This is a genomic window from Heyndrickxia sp. FSL W8-0496 (genome assembly GCF_038007825.1).
Taxonomy (GTDB): domain Bacteria; phylum Bacillota; class Bacilli; order Bacillales; family Bacillaceae_C; genus Heyndrickxia; species Heyndrickxia oleronia.
Genome location: NZ_JBBOXX010000001.1, coordinates 360,185 through 375,746, shown reverse-complemented (window position 1 = coordinate 375,746; position 15,562 = coordinate 360,185). Strand labels below are relative to the sequence as shown.

Below are 15,562 nucleotides of genomic sequence, written 5' to 3'. Positions count from 1 at the left end.
AGTAGATGAAAAATAAATTTTATTTTTTACGTTTGATGAGTTTTTTCTCTTTTTCATTTTTCACATCTAATACATCCAAAAGGAAAACGAAAACTGGAATTCCAAGAATTAACCCCCACACACCGAAGAAGTGCTCTGAGAAGATTAATACAATAAATGTATAAAATACGGGAAGATTTGTTTTCGATGACATAAGTTTTGGATTTAAAACATACGCTTCGATCGCATGGACAACCGCCACAATAACCACTACATAAAGAACTTGAATAGGTCCTCCAATACTATAAGCAATAAAGCATAGTGGGACAAGTGAAATAATTACACCTGCAACAGGGATTAGACCTAAAAAGAAAATCATAATCGCTAATCCAAATAGCTGCGGAAATCCCATAATGGATAAAGCAATCGTTGTAAGAACCGTGTTCACAATCGCAATGATAAACTGAGCTTCAATTACCTTACCAAAGGTTGCTGCAAACTTCTTACTAAAGAACTCGATCTCATCATAAAATGGACCGACTTTACTCTCTTTAAACTTTTTTGTAAAATCGATGAGACGTTCCTTTTCTAAAAGATAGAAAATACTTAATATCAGTGATAAGAAAACATCTACACTCACTTTACTTACATTTGTAAAATAACCAAGGAGGAAAGTAAATCCTTGTTTTAAAAAGTTAGTAATTTCGTCTTTCTCTTGTATCTGTTTTACAATATAATTTATGACAACATTTTCTTGTGGTTGAGAGTAAAAATCAAAAAGCTGCCTAACTAATTGTGTAATTTCCGCAATGAGAACAGGTAGATATTTGACAATTCCAAGAGATAGCAAGCCGACAATCGCTATATAAAGGACGACGACGACCACCTTCCGATGAATCGGCAATCGTTTCGCTACAAATTCTGATAGACGATCCATTAAAAAGGCAAATATAAATGTTAGCAGTATTAAATTCATCATGCTTCTCAGAAAATATAAAATGAGAGCAATCAAAGCAAATATAATAAGGCGCTTCACTCCTCTTTTTTTAAAAAAACTGCTAACAAACTCTGTCATTATCTTTTTTTCCCCCTAAATATTAGCTTCTTCAACATCATAATACTTCATTTTCTCATACTTTCATACTATATACTCAAAAAAAGACTTGATTTTTTTAAATAGATACAAAAGTATCTATTTCAATACATTTTTTAGTAATAAATTTGTCCTGCTTATCAAGTCCAGCCAAAGTACTTCTCTTTCCTTACTATATGAAATAATAATGTTGTCCCATTCAAATTATGTGTAGACTATTTCTTCCAACGCCCTTTCAAGTTGTGGAAAATGGAAATTAAAATCGTATCGCAATGCTTTTTCCGGTATAACCTTCTGCCCCTCCAATAACATGCTACTCATCTCGCCAAGCCCTAATTTTAATGCCCAACTTGGAACTGGTAACCAATGTGGTGAGTGCATGACGGAAGAGATAGCTTTTCCAAACTGTCGCATCGTTACAGGATTTGGAGCAGTTACATTTAAAGGACCTTCAATCTCCTTATGAAGGATAGCAAAGTACAGCAATCGCACAACATCTTCCACATGTATCCATGATACCCACTGCTCTCCTGTTCCAATCGTCCCACCTATTTTCAATTTATATGGAAGCAGCATGAGAGGTAATGCCCCACCATTTCCTAAAACTAAACCAAATCTTGCAAAGACTACTCGTGTACCAGTATTTCTCGCCTTTGCCGCTGCATTCTCCCACTTCCGGACTACTGTTGCTAGAAAGTCCGGTGCCTCATCGTTATTCACCTCGGTGAATTCTTGTGTTTTAGACATTCCATAATAACCGATAGCTGATGCATTAATAAGGACTTGAGGTTTCGGATGTAATTCGTTCATCATTCGCACAATTTCGGTCGTTGCTGTCATTCTGCTGTGTACAATTTCCTTCTTCTTTTTATTTGTCCAGCGTAATCCATTAATAGTCTCCCCCGCTAGATTGATAATAGCATCGACCTCTTTTAACTCCTTCTCCGGTCTACTATCTTTTTGAAGCCATTCTACTGCAGATAGTCCCCTTGTTTGAATCGTTTTATTTGGATTCCTTGTTAAAATTGTTACTTGATGCCCATTCCCCAAAAGAAACTTCTGTATTTTTTCACCTATAAAACCACTTCCACCTGCAATCACTATATGCATATGCTCTCCCCTTTTCCCTATCAGTTATCGTCCATTTATCCAATGTATATGCACATTTATAAGGTATTTCTAGTGTAATCTTTTAACTTTATTAAAGGAAACGATAAAAAACTTATTGATTTATGTATTATAAAACGAAAATCTTCATATTTATCAAAAAAGGACAGGGAGAGTGATGGTTTTAAATACGTTCATGATTTTGTGTTTTAGCATACTACTAATATTAATTCTATTAATTATTTGTCTTTCTTTTATTTCAAAGCACAAACAAAAGGCTATTCAGATATTTACATTTGAGAGCTTTATTAATTCTCCTCCAATAAGTGAGAATCACAAAAAAGGCTTTATCGATACTATCAATGACTTTTTTGATAATAATAGCACTGGAACAATCGATGGGATAGAAAATGACGACAGCGATGTTGGAGGGGATGATGGTGGAGAATAGTATTCCGCAATTGTCAGAAATGAAATCACGAGTCCATAGAAAAAAGGATGACATATCAATCACCCTATTTCTCTAGTTTTATTAAGATTTCCCAAGGACCCACTTACTCTTTTGGAACATTAGGGAAGCAATCGTAAATGTAATTGCGATAAATATAATGGAGCTTCCAGCTACTAATAAGATACTATTTAAATCATAAATGCCATAGATTAATTGCTTAATCAGGGCGTAAATATTCATAAATGGAATAATAAAGTGATACGGTTGAAATTCATTTGGTGTGATACCAATTAAAAGAAAGTATGGAATCATTGATACCATCATTACAGGTGATACATAGTTTTGTGCTTCCTTCATCGTATTTGCTGCCATGCTAAGGACCATCTGTAATGCGGAAACTAGAAAAGCAAATACAATTATGCCTACAGCTAAACTACTTATAAATGTAGTAATATGCTGGTCAAGCTGAAGAGCTTCCTTCATATTAGACGTAAATAATTGAACAAAAGCTACTAAAGTTAGTACAGAAAAAATGCCACTAATCATTCCAAGAGTTGCAATCGTAAACCACTTTCCTACTAAAATATGAATTCTCTTCACAGGAGTCATCATTAATGCCTCCATTGTTTTTCTTTCCTTTTCACCGGCGAATAAGTCACTTGATGCCGGTAGTCCTCCCATTAAAACACCTAAAACAATAACAAGCTGTGCCATGATAGAAATCATATATTTAGACATCGTATCTTTTTCACCTGTAACCGATTCCTGTTTATAGGTGAAGGGTTCCATAATCGAACTGCTTACATTTGCTTCCCCCAGTTTCTCTATAATTCGTTCATTCTTCTTGGAAGAAAGTAAACCTAGAATCATATCGGTAGCCGAGCTTCCTTTACTACTTGTCGGTTCGCTATAAACAGTAATGTCTGGTACTTGATTTGCTCCTTCTTTTACATCAATGGCAACTACTGCCTTACCTTCTTTAACCTCATGTAGGGGATCATCAGATAAGTTAATATCCAGCTGTTTGATACCTTTAAACCAATTAATAATTTCTGTATCTGTATGTTCATTGATTGATACGGATATGCTATCCCCTTCCTTATCAGACTGAATATAATTATCAATAAAAAACACAATACCGATATTAAACAAAATAGGGATAATAATGCTTAGAAAGATTGTTTTTCGATCACGAAAGGCATCCTTCAACTCTTTCAGATAAACATTCCAAATCATGCCGTTTCACCTCTCACTATACGTGACATAAAGATATAATTTAAATTCTCGGTTTCTTCTTGTTGATACAGCTCCTGAAGGGAACCATGATAGATCAAATTTCCCTTATGAATCATAACAATGGTCTGACATAGCTGTTCAACCTCTTCCATAATATGACTAGAGAATACGATGGTCTTTCCCTCTTTACGCAAGTGATGAATAAGCTCTCGAAACATATTTGCCGAAGTGATATCTAAACCTGTAGTCGGCTCATCTAAAAGAATCACATCTGGATTATGAATCAGTGTCCGAGCAATCGCTACCTTTTGACGCATTCCTTTTGAAAACCCCCCTACTTTTCGGTCAAGATATTCCTTCATTCCAAACCGTTTCGCAAGATTTTCGATTCGCACATTTGATTCATGTTTGCTTAAGCCATATAGTTTGGCAAAATATTGGAGATTTTCCTTCGCGGTTAACCGATCGTACAATCCTGTTTCACTACCGAAAAGAACCCCGATTTTCCTTTTTATTTCCATCGTTTGCTGACTAGTATTTTTTCCATCTATAATAATTTCTCCTTTTGTAGGTTCTAAAATTGTCGCGATCATCCGTAATAATGTTGTTTTTCCTGCACCATTTTCACCGAGCAAACCAACAACCTCACCCGTTGGGATTGTAAAGCTTACATTTTGAACAGCATGAATTTCCTGCTTTTTTTCCTTAAATGTTCGGGAAACATTATTTATTTCAATCATTCGATATCCCTCCAGCCCTTTTGATATGTTAATCATACTCGATAACCATTTTCCCGACTTCAATAATGTCGCAAAACGTCTTTTTCATGTCATGAATAGGTCAAATTTCATGATGAATCTGGTACAATATAAATATTATTATTGGTAAAGAGTGGGGTATATGATAAAGATTGGCTTAGTGGATGATCAAGCATATGATTTAGAAAAACTACAAACGATTTTGGAAAAAGAAGAGGAGATTGAAATTGTCTTCGCTACGAATAATTCCGAACATGCCTACTCATTACTGAAAACAACAGAGATTGATCTTCTCATTACTGACATTGAAATGCCAAATTTGTCCGGTTATGAATTAGCAGACTTTGTACATACGAATGCCTTAAATATTCGTATTATCTTTGTAACAGGATATAGTGCATATGCCGTACATGCCTTCGAGTTGAATGTATTGGATTATATTTTAAAGCCCTACTCTAAAGAGCGTTTATTAAAAGGCATTCATCGATTCAATCACATCAATACAGAGAAGTTAGAAACAGATAAAATGATGTTAAAGTATAAATCTGATATACATATGATCGAAAAGCAGGAGATTATTTTTATTGAACGAACAGGTCGATCAACGACAATCGTCACAAAAACAGGAGAATTCCAAACCTATCAAACTTTAGGGGAGCTAGAATCAAAGTTAACAAACAAAAGCTTTATTCGGGGACACCGTGGTTTTATTATTAATATACAATATATTAAAAACTTTTCTCTTTACACGAAACAGTCTTATATTGTCCATTTCCATCACACTGAAAAAACAGCCATGATGACGAAAGTGAATGTAGAACAATTACAAAAAAATTATTACTAAAACCTTTCTCAAAAACTGGCTAGTGAATTTACATATCAAGTTGCAAAAGGAGCTACTGTGTTGAAAACCAACCTGCTTCATTTATTATATTTTAGTATGAATAGTATTCTAGTAGCCTTATTGTTTATTATAAAATCCCATAACTCAGCTATTATTTCTATAATATTTTTGCTAGTATCTGTTTTCATCTTCGGCTATTTTAAAAGAAAAATGACGATTAATAAGGATCTATCCCTTCTTATTCTTTGCTGCTTCATCCTTTTACAAGGACTTATGATCGCAAGTATCCTTGCAACGAAACAGATTACTAGCGTGATCTTCCTACTAGCAGGAATTAATCTTATGTATTTTCTAATCAATTATCTTAGCTTAAACAGTTATCTATATCAAAAGAGAATTGATGCGATTCAAGAGGAAATAAAACATTTCAATCAATCGGTGCAGCACTTACGTATACAGCGCCATGATTTTTTAAAGCATGTCAATGCCTTGGATTATATGTTTGAAAGTAAAGAATATGATCAAGCACATCAATATGCGAAATCCTTGGTACAGGATTATCAAACAGTCAATGGCACAATACAAGGGGAATCAAGCCATATGACTGCTGTTCTTTTAAAAGCAGTCGCACGGTCTCGTTACGATAAAATTAAGTTGCATTTACACTCGAATCAACCAATATCGCATATCCCGTTACCACCAGTCGACCAAGTTAATTTAATATCTAATTTACTAGACAATGCACTAGATGCAGCTGCAATTAGTAAGGAAAAAAAGATTATTTGCTCAACAAGAAAACAAAAAGGGTTCTTTATTTTCGAAATCAAGAATTCAACGACAGAATTGCCAAACGAAATTGCCGATCATTTATTTCAACGATTCAATCAAACGACCAAAGCTGGGAATCATGAGGGACTGGGGACATTCATTATTTCTGACATTATTAAGCGTTATAATGGAAATATTAGTTATTCCTATAATGGCAATGAAATGGCTATTAAAGTTAAGTTTCCAATTGTTGAGGAGTATATGCATGTCCTATAAAAAACTAAAATCCTCCACTTATTTTCAGATAGAAGTGGAGGATTTTATATTTTGCTAATCTTTTATAGCTACCAAAAGGGTGCTCCATAAAATGGATATGTTACAGATTACTTGGTAAAGTTTGTTGATTGTTCTTTTGAAATCTATTCTTATGCCTTCCACCTTTATTATTCGTATCTAAACGCTTCTCTAACGCTCTTGATAGAAGTGATAGGGCATAATTTACTACAAAATACATGATTGCTACTAGTATAATAATTGGTATAACGTAGTTTCCACCTTTTGGACCACTATAAATCCCCTGTGCATTATGGAGCAGATCTGGTAACGCAATGATTATAGCTAAAGAAGTATCTTTCAATAGTGATATAAACTGACTAACCAATGGAGGAATCATTCGTTTCAAAGCTTGTGGTAGGATAATATTCCACATAGTTTGAATATAGGATAATCCCGAAGACCGAGCAGCTTCTATTTGACCTTTTTCAATAGAATTTAGGCCGCTTCTTACAATCTCTGAAATCATTGCAGATTCGAAAATCGTTAACGCTGTTATGGCTGCGGTAATAATCTCCATTTTTATTCCAACTTCACGTAAGCCAAAATAAGTAAAGAAAATAATTAATATTAAAGGGAGATTACGTAATGCTTCTACAACGACAGCCACTATTTTAGAAAGAACAGGGATCTTTGCATATCTTAATATCCCCAATATACTACCGATTACAAAGCTTAGTATTATCGAAATGAAAGCAACTTCTAATGTAACTAAGAAACCTTTTAACAAATAGGTAAGATTCCCTGCAGAATAAGCTCCTAAAAAATCCATCTTCTATCACCCCTTTTAATAGCTTCTTGCTAATCTTTTTTCTAAATGATTAACAAATAAGCTTAATGGGACGGTTAATATTAAATAAAACATACCTACAAAAATATACGTATCAAAAATAACATAATTTCTTTGTGCAATATAATCACCAAAGTACATTAATTCTAATCCAGCCACTACTCCTAATATGGAAGAATTTTTAACTAAATTAATAAATTGATTCCCAATTGGAGGGATAACAATCTTAACTGCTTGCGGTAAAATTATGTACCTCATCGTTTGGATATAAGTCAGTCCAGATGAACGGCCCGCTTCCATCTGTCCTTTATCAACCGATTGAATTCCTGCACGTACGGCTTCGGCAATAAAAGAGGCAGTGTAAATAGAAAGACCAATGGTTCCCGCAACAAAACCACTTAAATTGATTTTAAAGGTACTTAAGCCATGATAAAAGAAAAACACAATGATAATGAGAGGAATATTTCTAATAAATTCAACAAAACATGCTCCAATAAAATTTAAAATTTTTATCGGGGCAATTCTCATTACTGCTACGATAACCCCTAATATAAAGCTACCAATAAGGCCAATTAAACTAACTTTTATTGTATTAAGGAATCCTTCAAGATAGAGATCAAAATAATTAGTTAAAACGGAGAAATCAAGCATAGTCTCCCTCCTTTATAAAACAAGTTGTTCAACTACAAGGACGGGCATAGATAAATGCCCATCCCGATTGAAGTTTTATTCCTTAATCCATTTATCTTTTATTTTGTCATATTCTCCACTATCCTTAAGTTCCTCTAAGAATTTATTCACATAGTCTGTAAATTTTTTATCATCCTTTTTAATCGCTATTCCATATGGTTCTTCTGTAAATGTGCCTCCAACTACTTCATAGTTTTCATCTTGCGCAGCCATTCCATAAAGAATTGAGTTATCCGTTGTAAGAGCATCACCTTTACCAGATTTTAAAGCGGTAAATGCTTCTGCATAGTTTTCAAATTCCAATAATTCTGTATCAGGAGCGGCTTTCTTTACGTTTTCTCCAGATGTTGCTCCTTTCACAGCTAATACCTTCGTACCTTTTCCTAAATCTTTTACACTTTGAATTTTACTTCCTTTTTTCACTAACAATGATTGCCCCGCATCAAAATATACATCTGAGAAATTAACTTCCTTTTTACGTTCATCCGTAATTGTCATAGTCGCAATAATGGCATCAATATCCCCATTTTTCAATTTCGGAATACGTGTCTTAGAAGTAATCTCTACTAACTCAACCTTATTCTCATCACCTAAAATTTCCTTTGCAAGCGCTTTGGCTATATCTACATCAAATCCAGTAACTTCACCACTTGAAGGATCCTTATATCCAAATAAATACGTATCATACTTAACACCTACAACAAATTTTCCGCGATCCTTGATTTTATCCAAGGTGCTCTTGCTCTCCTCCCCAGAAGATGATTTTCCACATCCCGCCAACAATGCAGCAATTAATGTAAAAATGACCCCTACAAACAACCACTTTTTCATTTTCTTCATTTAAAATTTCCCCCTTATATTTAATGATTTAACACACGCTTTAAAAAGACCTTTGCTCTTTCTTCATGAGGATTCTCAAAGAATTCGATAGGCTTTCCTTCCTCGACAATCCTCCCTTCATCCATAAATACAACACGGTTAGCTACTTCTTTCGCAAAACCCATCTCATGAGTAACTACTACCATCGTCATCCCTTCTTTAGCTAATGATTTCATTACTTCTAGGACTTCCCCAATCATTTCGGGATCTAGTGCGGAAGTAGGTTCATCAAAAAGCATTACCTTTGGTTTCATTGCAAGTCCTCTAGCGATAGCGACCCTTTGTTGCTGTCCCCCTGATAGTTGAGATGGATAAGAATTTGCTTTATCAGGGATTCCTACCTTCTCCAAATAATACATGGCTGTCTCTTCTGCTTTGGCCTTATCTTCACCAAGCACTTTAATAGGAGCTAAAGTAATATTTTGTAACACCGTTTTATGCGGGTATAGATTAAAATGTTGAAACACCATACCTATATCTCGTCGAAAATCATTGATATTCGTATGTTTGTCATTTACTTTAGTTCCGCCCACAACTAGTTCGCCATCTGAGATTGTTTCCAAACAATTGATACATCGAAGCATTGTACTTTTCCCCGATCCAGATGGACCAATAACTACGACAACCTCTCCTTGATTAATTTCTAGATTAATATCTTTTAAAACATGAAAATCCCCATAATGCTTATTGACATTACGAAATGTGATCATACGGCCCCCCCCTAACTAAGAACGACAAAAATAATCTTTCTCTAAAATATGAGAAAAACTCTCAATTTATACAATATTCTAAATCCCCATAATAATGTAACTTTCGACCCTCATGCCTAAAATCCTTCATTTTTTTCAAAACATATCCAAATTAGGACTTTTGACCCAATGGAAATATAGGGATTTAAAAACTAAAAAATTATAATTTTTTTAACAAAAAAAGACCTTTACCTAATAACGGCAAAGGTCTTACAACTGTTTATTCGACTTTTCTAATCCTAAATAATTGATAAATGTGTAAAACAACAACCTTCAATACTGCATAGGTCGGGATAATTAAAATCATCCCTAGCACACCTGCAAGATTCCCCCCGACAAGGATGAGTAGAATAATGGTTAATGGATGAACATTTAGTGTTTTTCCCATGACCTGTGGAGATACCAAATTACTTTCAATTTGTTGAGCGGCAAACATGACGATAATGACATAAAGTGCCATAATCGGATTTTGGAAAAAAGCGACAATAATAGCGGGCGTCGCGGCGATAAATGGTCCAAGGAATGGGATGACATTGGTTGCCATTCCAAAGAGTGCTAGAATCAGCGCATAATCCAAACCGATAATTAAATAACCAATTAATAAAAGAATCCCAACAACAGAGCTCACAATTAATTGACCTTGGATATAGCCTCCAAGTGCTTTGTCCATATCATGTAAAACGGAACGAATTTCTTTTTCCTTTGATTTAGGGAAAAAGCGTGTCACATTTGGTACAAACCGATCCCGATCATTTAACATATAGAATAGGATAAATGGAACAATGACTAGTGAGAAAATAAATCCAAAGACATTTCCTAAAACTTTGGCCACCGCTCCCCCCGTTGCCAATGCATTTGCTTGCAATTTAGTTGTTAAATTTGCAATGATATCCTTTGCAAATTGAGGGATATATTCTTGATTTTTTTGCCAATAAGTAAAAGCATCCTGTGCGGCTTTCACCATATCTGGTACATTTTCTATTAACCGCTTAAACTGATCTTGTAATAACGGACCAATTAATTCAATCACTGCAATGACGATTCCAATCAAAATCACAAATATCAGCATAATAGCTAGTTTTCTTGGAATCTTCCATCCTTCTAGCAGCCTAACAACTGGTCTCGCCAAATAGTATAAAATTCCCGAAATTAAAAACGGAATAAACAGGGTTTGAATAAAGATAACTAATGGAGTGAAAACAAAGCTCACTTGATTTAATAGCCAAATGATAATTAAAACAATAATTATCCCTATCCCTAAGTTAAAAAATTTCTTTTTTATTTTAAACACCTCTACTATTTACTTTTATTTACTATGATAATGAATTTTCCCATAAGTGAAAAGGAATTTCCCCAATGTTTTAAAAAATTTTCACCAAATAAATAGGGACTGTCTAAAAAGCAAAAGGGTCAGACCCCACAACACAATATATAGAATGAATATATACAAAATCACTCTATATACTAGTTCATCGTGAGGGATCAGACCCCTTATTAGACAGCCCCTTGCCCGTACATATTAGATAAGATTATTTTTTTTCATTTGAGTCGTCATCCATGATGCCGCTCATACCTTTTTTAAATTCTCTTAATGTTTGACCTGCAGCTTTACCTAACTGAGGAAGTTTTGACGGACCAAAAATCAATAGGGCAATGACAATAATAATAAGAATTTCTCCGAATCCTAAGTTACCCATTTGTTCATCTCCTAAATGTTTAAACTAGATTTATACGATCTTTCAATTTAATCATTATACCTACGGCTATTTTAAGCCTATTACTTTTGAAATTCAAGTTACTAAAATGGACAAATGATGACGTTTTTAGCAAAAAATGTTGTTTATTCTGCAATTAAATAAAGACTAAAAAAAAGAAAAAAATTCTTCTTTACAACTTTTTTTGATGGGAGTAATATTTCAATATAAAAAATTAATATCTTTTATCGCTTAATTCGAAAGAAGCGGGGGAACCATAATTGTGGCTATTAGTCACTTGGGGTGAATCCTTTTTTTAAAGGTAGGGTTACTCTCATACCCGAATCCGACAGCTAACCTCGTAAGCGTTGCGAGAGAGGAGTGTTTATGTGATCGAATCTTCGACCACAGAGGACTACATCCCTCTGTGGTTTTTTGCTGTGCAATTTTAAATAATCAAGACACCAAACAGACTTACATTAAGGAGACTTTATTTATGTACAGTTCATTTAAACGTTTATTAATTGGAAGGCCATTAAAAACACATGAGCTTGGTGAACAAAAACTAACAAAACTTAAAGCATTAGCTATTCTTTCATCTGATGCCTTATCTTCTGTTGCCTATGGTACAGAACAAATTTTAATCGTTTTAGCGACGATTAGTACATTAGCCTTCTGGTATACGATCCCAATAGCGATCGGTGTTTTATTTCTTTTGACAGCTCTTACCTTATCTTATCGTCAAATTATTTTCTCTTACCCTCAGGGTGGAGGTGCTTATATTGTCTCGAAGGAAAATCTCGGTATCAATCCTGGTTTAATTGCGGGAGGTTCTTTATTAGTTGATTATATACTAACCGTGGCTGTTAGTATTTCTGCAGGTACTGATGCTATCACATCAGCGTTTCCTATCTTGCACGAGCATAATGTGTTCATTGCCGTCATGCTTGTCATTTTTATTACAATACTAAATTTACGTGGCTTAACTGAATCTGCAGCAGTTTTAGCCTATCCTATCTATTTATTTGTTTTTGCATTAGTGATGCTAATTTTTGTAGGGATGTTTAAAATTGCAACAGGGCAAGTGTCACCACAATTGCATACATCCATTGGGACACCAGTAGCAGGGATATCTTTATTCCTATTACTACGCGCCTTTTCATCCGGCTGCTCAGCATTGACTGGTGTAGAAGCGATTTCGAATGCTGTCCCAAATTTTAAAGCACCTGCTGCAAAAAATGCGGCTGCAACATTAGCCTTAATGGGGTTGATTCTTGCTGTTCTATTCTCAGGAATTACTTTTTTAACCTATTGGTTTGGAATTGCCCCTAAAGGAAATGAAACGGTGATTTCTCAAATTGCAGCACAAACATTCGGACGAAATTTCCTTTATTTCTTTGTCCAGGGAACTACTGCTTTAATATTAGTACTTGCTGCTAATACAGGTTTCTCGGCATTTCCTATGTTAGCTTACAGTTTATCCAGGGATAAGTATATGCCAAGAATGTTCTCGATTAGAGGAGATCGTTTAGGATACTCAAATGGCATCATTTTTTTAAGCATTGCCTCTATTTTGCTCATCATTGCATTTAAAGGAAAAACAGAGCATTTAATTCCCTTATATGCAGTAGGCGTTTTTATTCCATTTACCCTTTCGCAAACAGGTATGAGTATGAAATGGTTAAGGGAAAAACCGAAAGGATGGATTGGTAAACTAGCTATTAATTTAATAGGTGCACTGATTTCGTTTCTTGTACTAGCGATTCTTTTTGTAACTAAATTCCATCAGGTTTGGTTTGTCATTATCTTCCTGCCTATTGTTGTATATACGTTTTATCAGATAAAAAAACACTACTCAGCGGTTGGAGAACAGCTACGTTTATCAAAGCATATAGAGGAAGAAATTAAGGGGAACATTTTTATAGTGCCGGTTGCGGGAATAACAACAGTTGTTGATCGCTCGATTAATTATGCGAAATCTTTATCTGATCAAGTAATTGCTGTATATGTTGCCTTCGATAAGGAAGATGAAAAAAAGATGGAGCAACAATGGGCTGAATTAAATAATGGGGTTCGCCTTGTGACACTTTATTCATCCTATCGGAGTATACTTCATCCTTTGTGTAAATTTTTAGAAACGATACAAGCGAAAGCAACAGAAAAGCATTATATGGTGACTGTACTAGTCCCACAATTCATCCCTAAAAAAAGATGGCACACTATTTTACACAATCAATCAGCTCTATTGATAAGAGCCAGATTGCTGTGGCAAAAGGACATTGTTGTTTCAACATTGCCGTATAAATTTAAAAAATAGAAGCCAAAATCTTGTTTCAAATAATTTACCATTGATTTATTATAAAATTATTTTATAATAGTAAATTATGAACTAAATAAAAAAATCCTCATCAAACCGATGGGGTAGAGGTCGCGGTTATTAAGAGTAAGACGGACGAGATCCAGAGAGATTGGTAACTCCATCTGAAAGGAATAACTGCCGAAGCTTGTACACATCTCTGTGTGTATCGGCTGGGGCTGTATCCAAATAGGAGCAGAACTGTCACGTTTATTGATTCCAAATGAACGTGTTGTGCTATCTTCGGAAGGTATGATGCGGGGTATTTACAATGCCGCGAAAATCTTTTTCGTGGCATTTTTGTTTATTCCCCACCCTTCCAATGATCAATTAAGCGGCCACCTCATAGGGTCTGACGCTTATTATGAAAAGGGAGTGTATTTCTACATGGATAATCAACAAGAACCTCAACTAAAACGCAAATTAAAATCCCGACATCTATCGATGATTTCACTTGGAGGTACCATTGGTACAGGTCTCTTCTTAGCTAGTGGTGGAGCGATCCATACAGCAGGTCCAGGTGGAGTAATCGTCGCATATCTATTAATCGGAATCATGGTTTATTTTCTAATGACCAGTCTTGCAGAGATGGCTGCCTTTATGCCTGTATCTGGAACATTCAGTACGTATGCATCAAGATTTGTTGATCCCTCTTTGGGGTTTGCTCTTGGATGGAATTACTGGTATAACTGGGCGATTACAATTGCCGCAGAATTATCAGCAGTCACTATAATTATGAAGTTTTGGTTTCCACATACTCCTTCTTTAATTTGGAGTAGTATTTGCTTAGTCATTATGTTTCTCTTAAATTATTTATCTGTTAAAGGATTTGGTGAAGCTGAATTTTGGTTTTCCCTCATTAAAGTCATAACTGTTATCGTCTTTATTATTACAGGTTTTTTAATGATCTTTGGCATTATGGGTGGCGAACCTGTAGGCTTTAAGAACTTCACTGTTGGTGATGCCCCATTCCATGGCGGATTCATGTCCATGCTTGGAATATTTATGGCTGCAGGATTCTCATTTCAAGGTACGGAACTTCTTGGAGTAGCTGCAGGTGAAAGCGATGATCCAGAGAAAAGTATTCCAAAAGCTGTTCGACAAGTATTCTGGCGTATTCTTTTATTTTATATATTAGCTATCTTAGTAATCGGTCTTCTTATCCCTTATACTGATAAAAATTTAGCGATGGAAGATGTTGCAATGAGCCCTTTTACTATTATTTTTGATAAAGCTGGAATTGCCTTTGCAGCATCAGTAATGAATGCAATCATTCTGACAGCTGTATTATCTGCAGGAAATTCAGGGATGTATGCATCTACTCGTATGTTATGGGATTTAGCACGGGATGGGAAAGCACCAAAGTTTTTAGCAAAATTGAATAAAAACGGAGTACCAGTTAATGCATTAATCGTAACATCTTTAGTTGGAACAATTGCCTTTCTGGCCTCATTTTTTGGTGATGGTGTTGTGTATGTTTGGTTGCTCAACGCTTCTGGAATGTCAGGGTTTATTGCATGGCTGGGTATAGCGATTAGTCACTATCGATTTAGAAAAGCTTATGTGGCACAAGGTCGTGATTTAAATGACTTACCGTATCGATCAAGGCTATTTCCATTCGGACCAATCTTCGCCTTTATCCTATGTGCAATTGTTATATTAGGACAAAATTACTCCGCATTTTTAGGTGGGCATATTGATTGGACAAGTATTTTAATTTCTTATATCGGTTTACCACTATTTATCATCGTTTGGTTAAGCTATAAGTTCATTAAAAAAACAAAAATTGTCCCTCTTGAAGAATGTGATTTTAGTACAAATAAAAATTATTAATA

At 34.9% G+C, this 15,562-nt stretch carries 15 protein-coding genes and 2 riboswitches; of the genes, 5 read left to right on the top strand and 10 right to left on the bottom strand.

Translation table 11 applies throughout. The features are described 5' to 3' along the window. Window positions 1-19: 19 nt before the first annotated feature. Window positions 20-1,054: an AI-2E family transporter gene (locus NST63_RS02135; protein WP_212946120.1), complete on the bottom strand. Its 1,035-nt coding sequence runs from the start codon at window positions 1,052-1,054 to the stop codon at window positions 20-22. Window positions 1,055-1,276: 222 nt separating this feature from the next. Then, window positions 1,277-2,182: a TIGR01777 family oxidoreductase gene (locus tag NST63_RS02130; protein WP_212946119.1), complete on the bottom strand. Its 906-nt coding sequence runs from the start codon at window positions 2,180-2,182 to the stop codon at window positions 1,277-1,279. Between the two features lie 175 nt (window positions 2,183-2,357). Here NST63_RS02130 and NST63_RS02125 point away from each other — a divergent pair, with 175 nt between their 5' ends. Continuing rightward, a complete protein-coding gene (locus NST63_RS02125; protein WP_341041161.1) occupies window positions 2,358-2,630 on the top strand; it encodes a hypothetical protein in 273 nt (90 codons plus the stop codon). Window positions 2,631-2,711: 81 nt separating this feature from the next. Here the strand turns inward: NST63_RS02125 and NST63_RS02120 are convergent, their stop codons facing one another. Both NST63_RS02120 and NST63_RS02115 read right to left on the bottom strand, forming a co-directional pair. Further along, a complete protein-coding gene (locus NST63_RS02120) occupies window positions 2,712-3,866 on the bottom strand; it encodes an ABC transporter permease (RefSeq protein ID WP_341041160.1) in 1,155 nt (384 codons plus the stop codon). Continuing rightward, window positions 3,863-4,606, bottom strand: coding sequence for an ABC transporter ATP-binding protein (locus tag NST63_RS02115; protein WP_058004163.1), 744 nt, complete (start codon window positions 4,604-4,606; stop codon window positions 3,863-3,865). The genes NST63_RS02120 and NST63_RS02115 overlap by 4 nt, the downstream gene beginning before the upstream one ends. Before the next feature lie 160 nt (window positions 4,607-4,766). On the opposite strand from NST63_RS02115, the gene NST63_RS02110 reads away from it, so the two are divergent. Both NST63_RS02110 and NST63_RS02105 read left to right on the top strand, forming a co-directional pair. Further along, the gene (locus tag NST63_RS02110) at window positions 4,767-5,468 is read left to right on the top strand and encodes a LytR/AlgR family response regulator transcription factor (RefSeq protein ID WP_071977318.1); all 702 of its coding nucleotides are present in this window, start codon (window positions 4,767-4,769) and stop codon (window positions 5,466-5,468) included. Between the two features lie 60 nt (window positions 5,469-5,528). Beyond that, window positions 5,529-6,512 (top strand): sensor histidine kinase, encoded by a 984-nt coding sequence (locus NST63_RS02105; protein ID WP_341041159.1) that lies wholly within the window; start codon window positions 5,529-5,531, stop codon window positions 6,510-6,512. A gap of 100 nt (window positions 6,513-6,612) precedes the next feature. Here the strand turns inward: NST63_RS02105 and NST63_RS02100 are convergent, their stop codons facing one another. The 6 genes from NST63_RS02100 to tatA form a co-directional block, all read right to left on the bottom strand. Further along, window positions 6,613-7,341 carry an amino acid ABC transporter permease gene (locus NST63_RS02100; protein ID WP_078110902.1) on the bottom strand — a complete coding sequence of 243 codons (729 nt, stop codon included), beginning with the start codon at window positions 7,339-7,341 and terminating at the stop codon, window positions 6,613-6,615. A gap of 15 nt (window positions 7,342-7,356) precedes the next feature. Beyond that, window positions 7,357-8,010, bottom strand: coding sequence for an amino acid ABC transporter permease (locus NST63_RS02095; RefSeq protein WP_341041158.1), 654 nt, complete (start codon window positions 8,008-8,010; stop codon window positions 7,357-7,359). A gap of 75 nt (window positions 8,011-8,085) precedes the next feature. After that, entirely contained in the window at window positions 8,086-8,889 is an 804-nt protein-coding gene (locus NST63_RS02090) for a transporter substrate-binding domain-containing protein (protein ID WP_341041157.1), read from the bottom strand. 20 nt (window positions 8,890-8,909) lie between these two features. Beyond that, on the bottom strand, window positions 8,910-9,638 hold the full coding sequence (locus tag NST63_RS02085) for an amino acid ABC transporter ATP-binding protein (protein WP_180212813.1): 729 nt from the start codon (window positions 9,636-9,638) through the stop codon (window positions 8,910-8,912). Between the two features lie 259 nt (window positions 9,639-9,897). Next, window positions 9,898-10,968: an AI-2E family transporter gene (locus tag NST63_RS02080; protein WP_212946113.1), complete on the bottom strand. Its 1,071-nt coding sequence runs from the start codon at window positions 10,966-10,968 to the stop codon at window positions 9,898-9,900. Window positions 10,969-11,206: 238 nt separating this feature from the next. Then, window positions 11,207-11,374: a twin-arginine translocase TatA/TatE family subunit gene (gene tatA / locus NST63_RS02075; RefSeq protein WP_071977323.1), complete on the bottom strand. Its 168-nt coding sequence runs from the start codon at window positions 11,372-11,374 to the stop codon at window positions 11,207-11,209. A gap of 236 nt (window positions 11,375-11,610) precedes the next feature. Further along, window positions 11,611-11,755, top strand: a riboswitch (cyclic di-AMP (ydaO/yuaA leader). 112 nt (window positions 11,756-11,867) lie between these two features. Between tatA and NST63_RS02070 the strand changes: the two genes are divergently transcribed. Both NST63_RS02070 and NST63_RS02065 read left to right on the top strand, forming a co-directional pair. Next, window positions 11,868-13,688, top strand: a complete 1,821-nt coding sequence (locus NST63_RS02070; RefSeq protein WP_259548689.1) for an APC family permease — start codon at window positions 11,868-11,870, stop codon at window positions 13,686-13,688. 97 nt (window positions 13,689-13,785) lie between these two features. Continuing rightward, window positions 13,786-13,975: riboswitch (Lysine riboswitch) on the top strand. Between the two features lie 139 nt (window positions 13,976-14,114). Next, entirely contained in the window at window positions 14,115-15,560 is a 1,446-nt protein-coding gene (locus tag NST63_RS02065; RefSeq protein WP_251345559.1) for an amino acid permease, read from the top strand. Window positions 15,561-15,562: the final 2 nt, after the last annotated feature.

What these genes read in the sequence shown, in the direction of transcription:
- NST63_RS02135 (WP_212946120.1), bottom strand. Translation starts at nt 1,054, where the DNA reads ATGACAGAGTTTGTTAGCAGTTTTTTTAAAAAAAGAGGAGTGAAGCGC.
- NST63_RS02130 (WP_212946119.1), bottom strand. Translation starts at nt 2,182, where the DNA reads ATGCATATAGTGATTGCAGGTGGAAGTGGTTTTATAGGTGAAAAAATA.
- NST63_RS02125 (WP_341041161.1), top strand. Translation starts at nt 2,358, where the DNA reads ATGGTTTTAAATACGTTCATGATTTTGTGTTTTAGCATACTACTAATA.
- NST63_RS02120 (WP_341041160.1), bottom strand. Translation starts at nt 3,866, where the DNA reads ATGATTTGGAATGTTTATCTGAAAGAGTTGAAGGATGCCTTTCGTGAT.
- NST63_RS02115 (WP_058004163.1), bottom strand. Translation starts at nt 4,606, where the DNA reads ATGATTGAAATAAATAATGTTTCCCGAACATTTAAGGAAAAAAAGCAG.
- NST63_RS02110 (WP_071977318.1), top strand. Translation starts at nt 4,767, where the DNA reads ATGATAAAGATTGGCTTAGTGGATGATCAAGCATATGATTTAGAAAAA.
- NST63_RS02100 (WP_078110902.1), bottom strand. Translation starts at nt 7,341, where the DNA reads ATGGATTTTTTAGGAGCTTATTCTGCAGGGAATCTTACCTATTTGTTA.
- NST63_RS02095 (WP_341041158.1), bottom strand. Translation starts at nt 8,010, where the DNA reads ATGCTTGATTTCTCCGTTTTAACTAATTATTTTGATCTCTATCTTGAA.
- NST63_RS02090 (WP_341041157.1), bottom strand. Translation starts at nt 8,889, where the DNA reads ATGAAGAAAATGAAAAAGTGGTTGTTTGTAGGGGTCATTTTTACATTA.
- NST63_RS02085 (WP_180212813.1), bottom strand. Translation starts at nt 9,638, where the DNA reads ATGATCACATTTCGTAATGTCAATAAGCATTATGGGGATTTTCATGTT.
- tatA (WP_071977323.1), bottom strand. Translation starts at nt 11,374, where the DNA reads ATGGGTAACTTAGGATTCGGAGAAATTCTTATTATTATTGTCATTGCC.
- NST63_RS02070 (WP_259548689.1), top strand. Translation starts at nt 11,868, where the DNA reads ATGTACAGTTCATTTAAACGTTTATTAATTGGAAGGCCATTAAAAACA.
- NST63_RS02065 (WP_251345559.1), top strand. Translation starts at nt 14,115, where the DNA reads ATGGATAATCAACAAGAACCTCAACTAAAACGCAAATTAAAATCCCGA.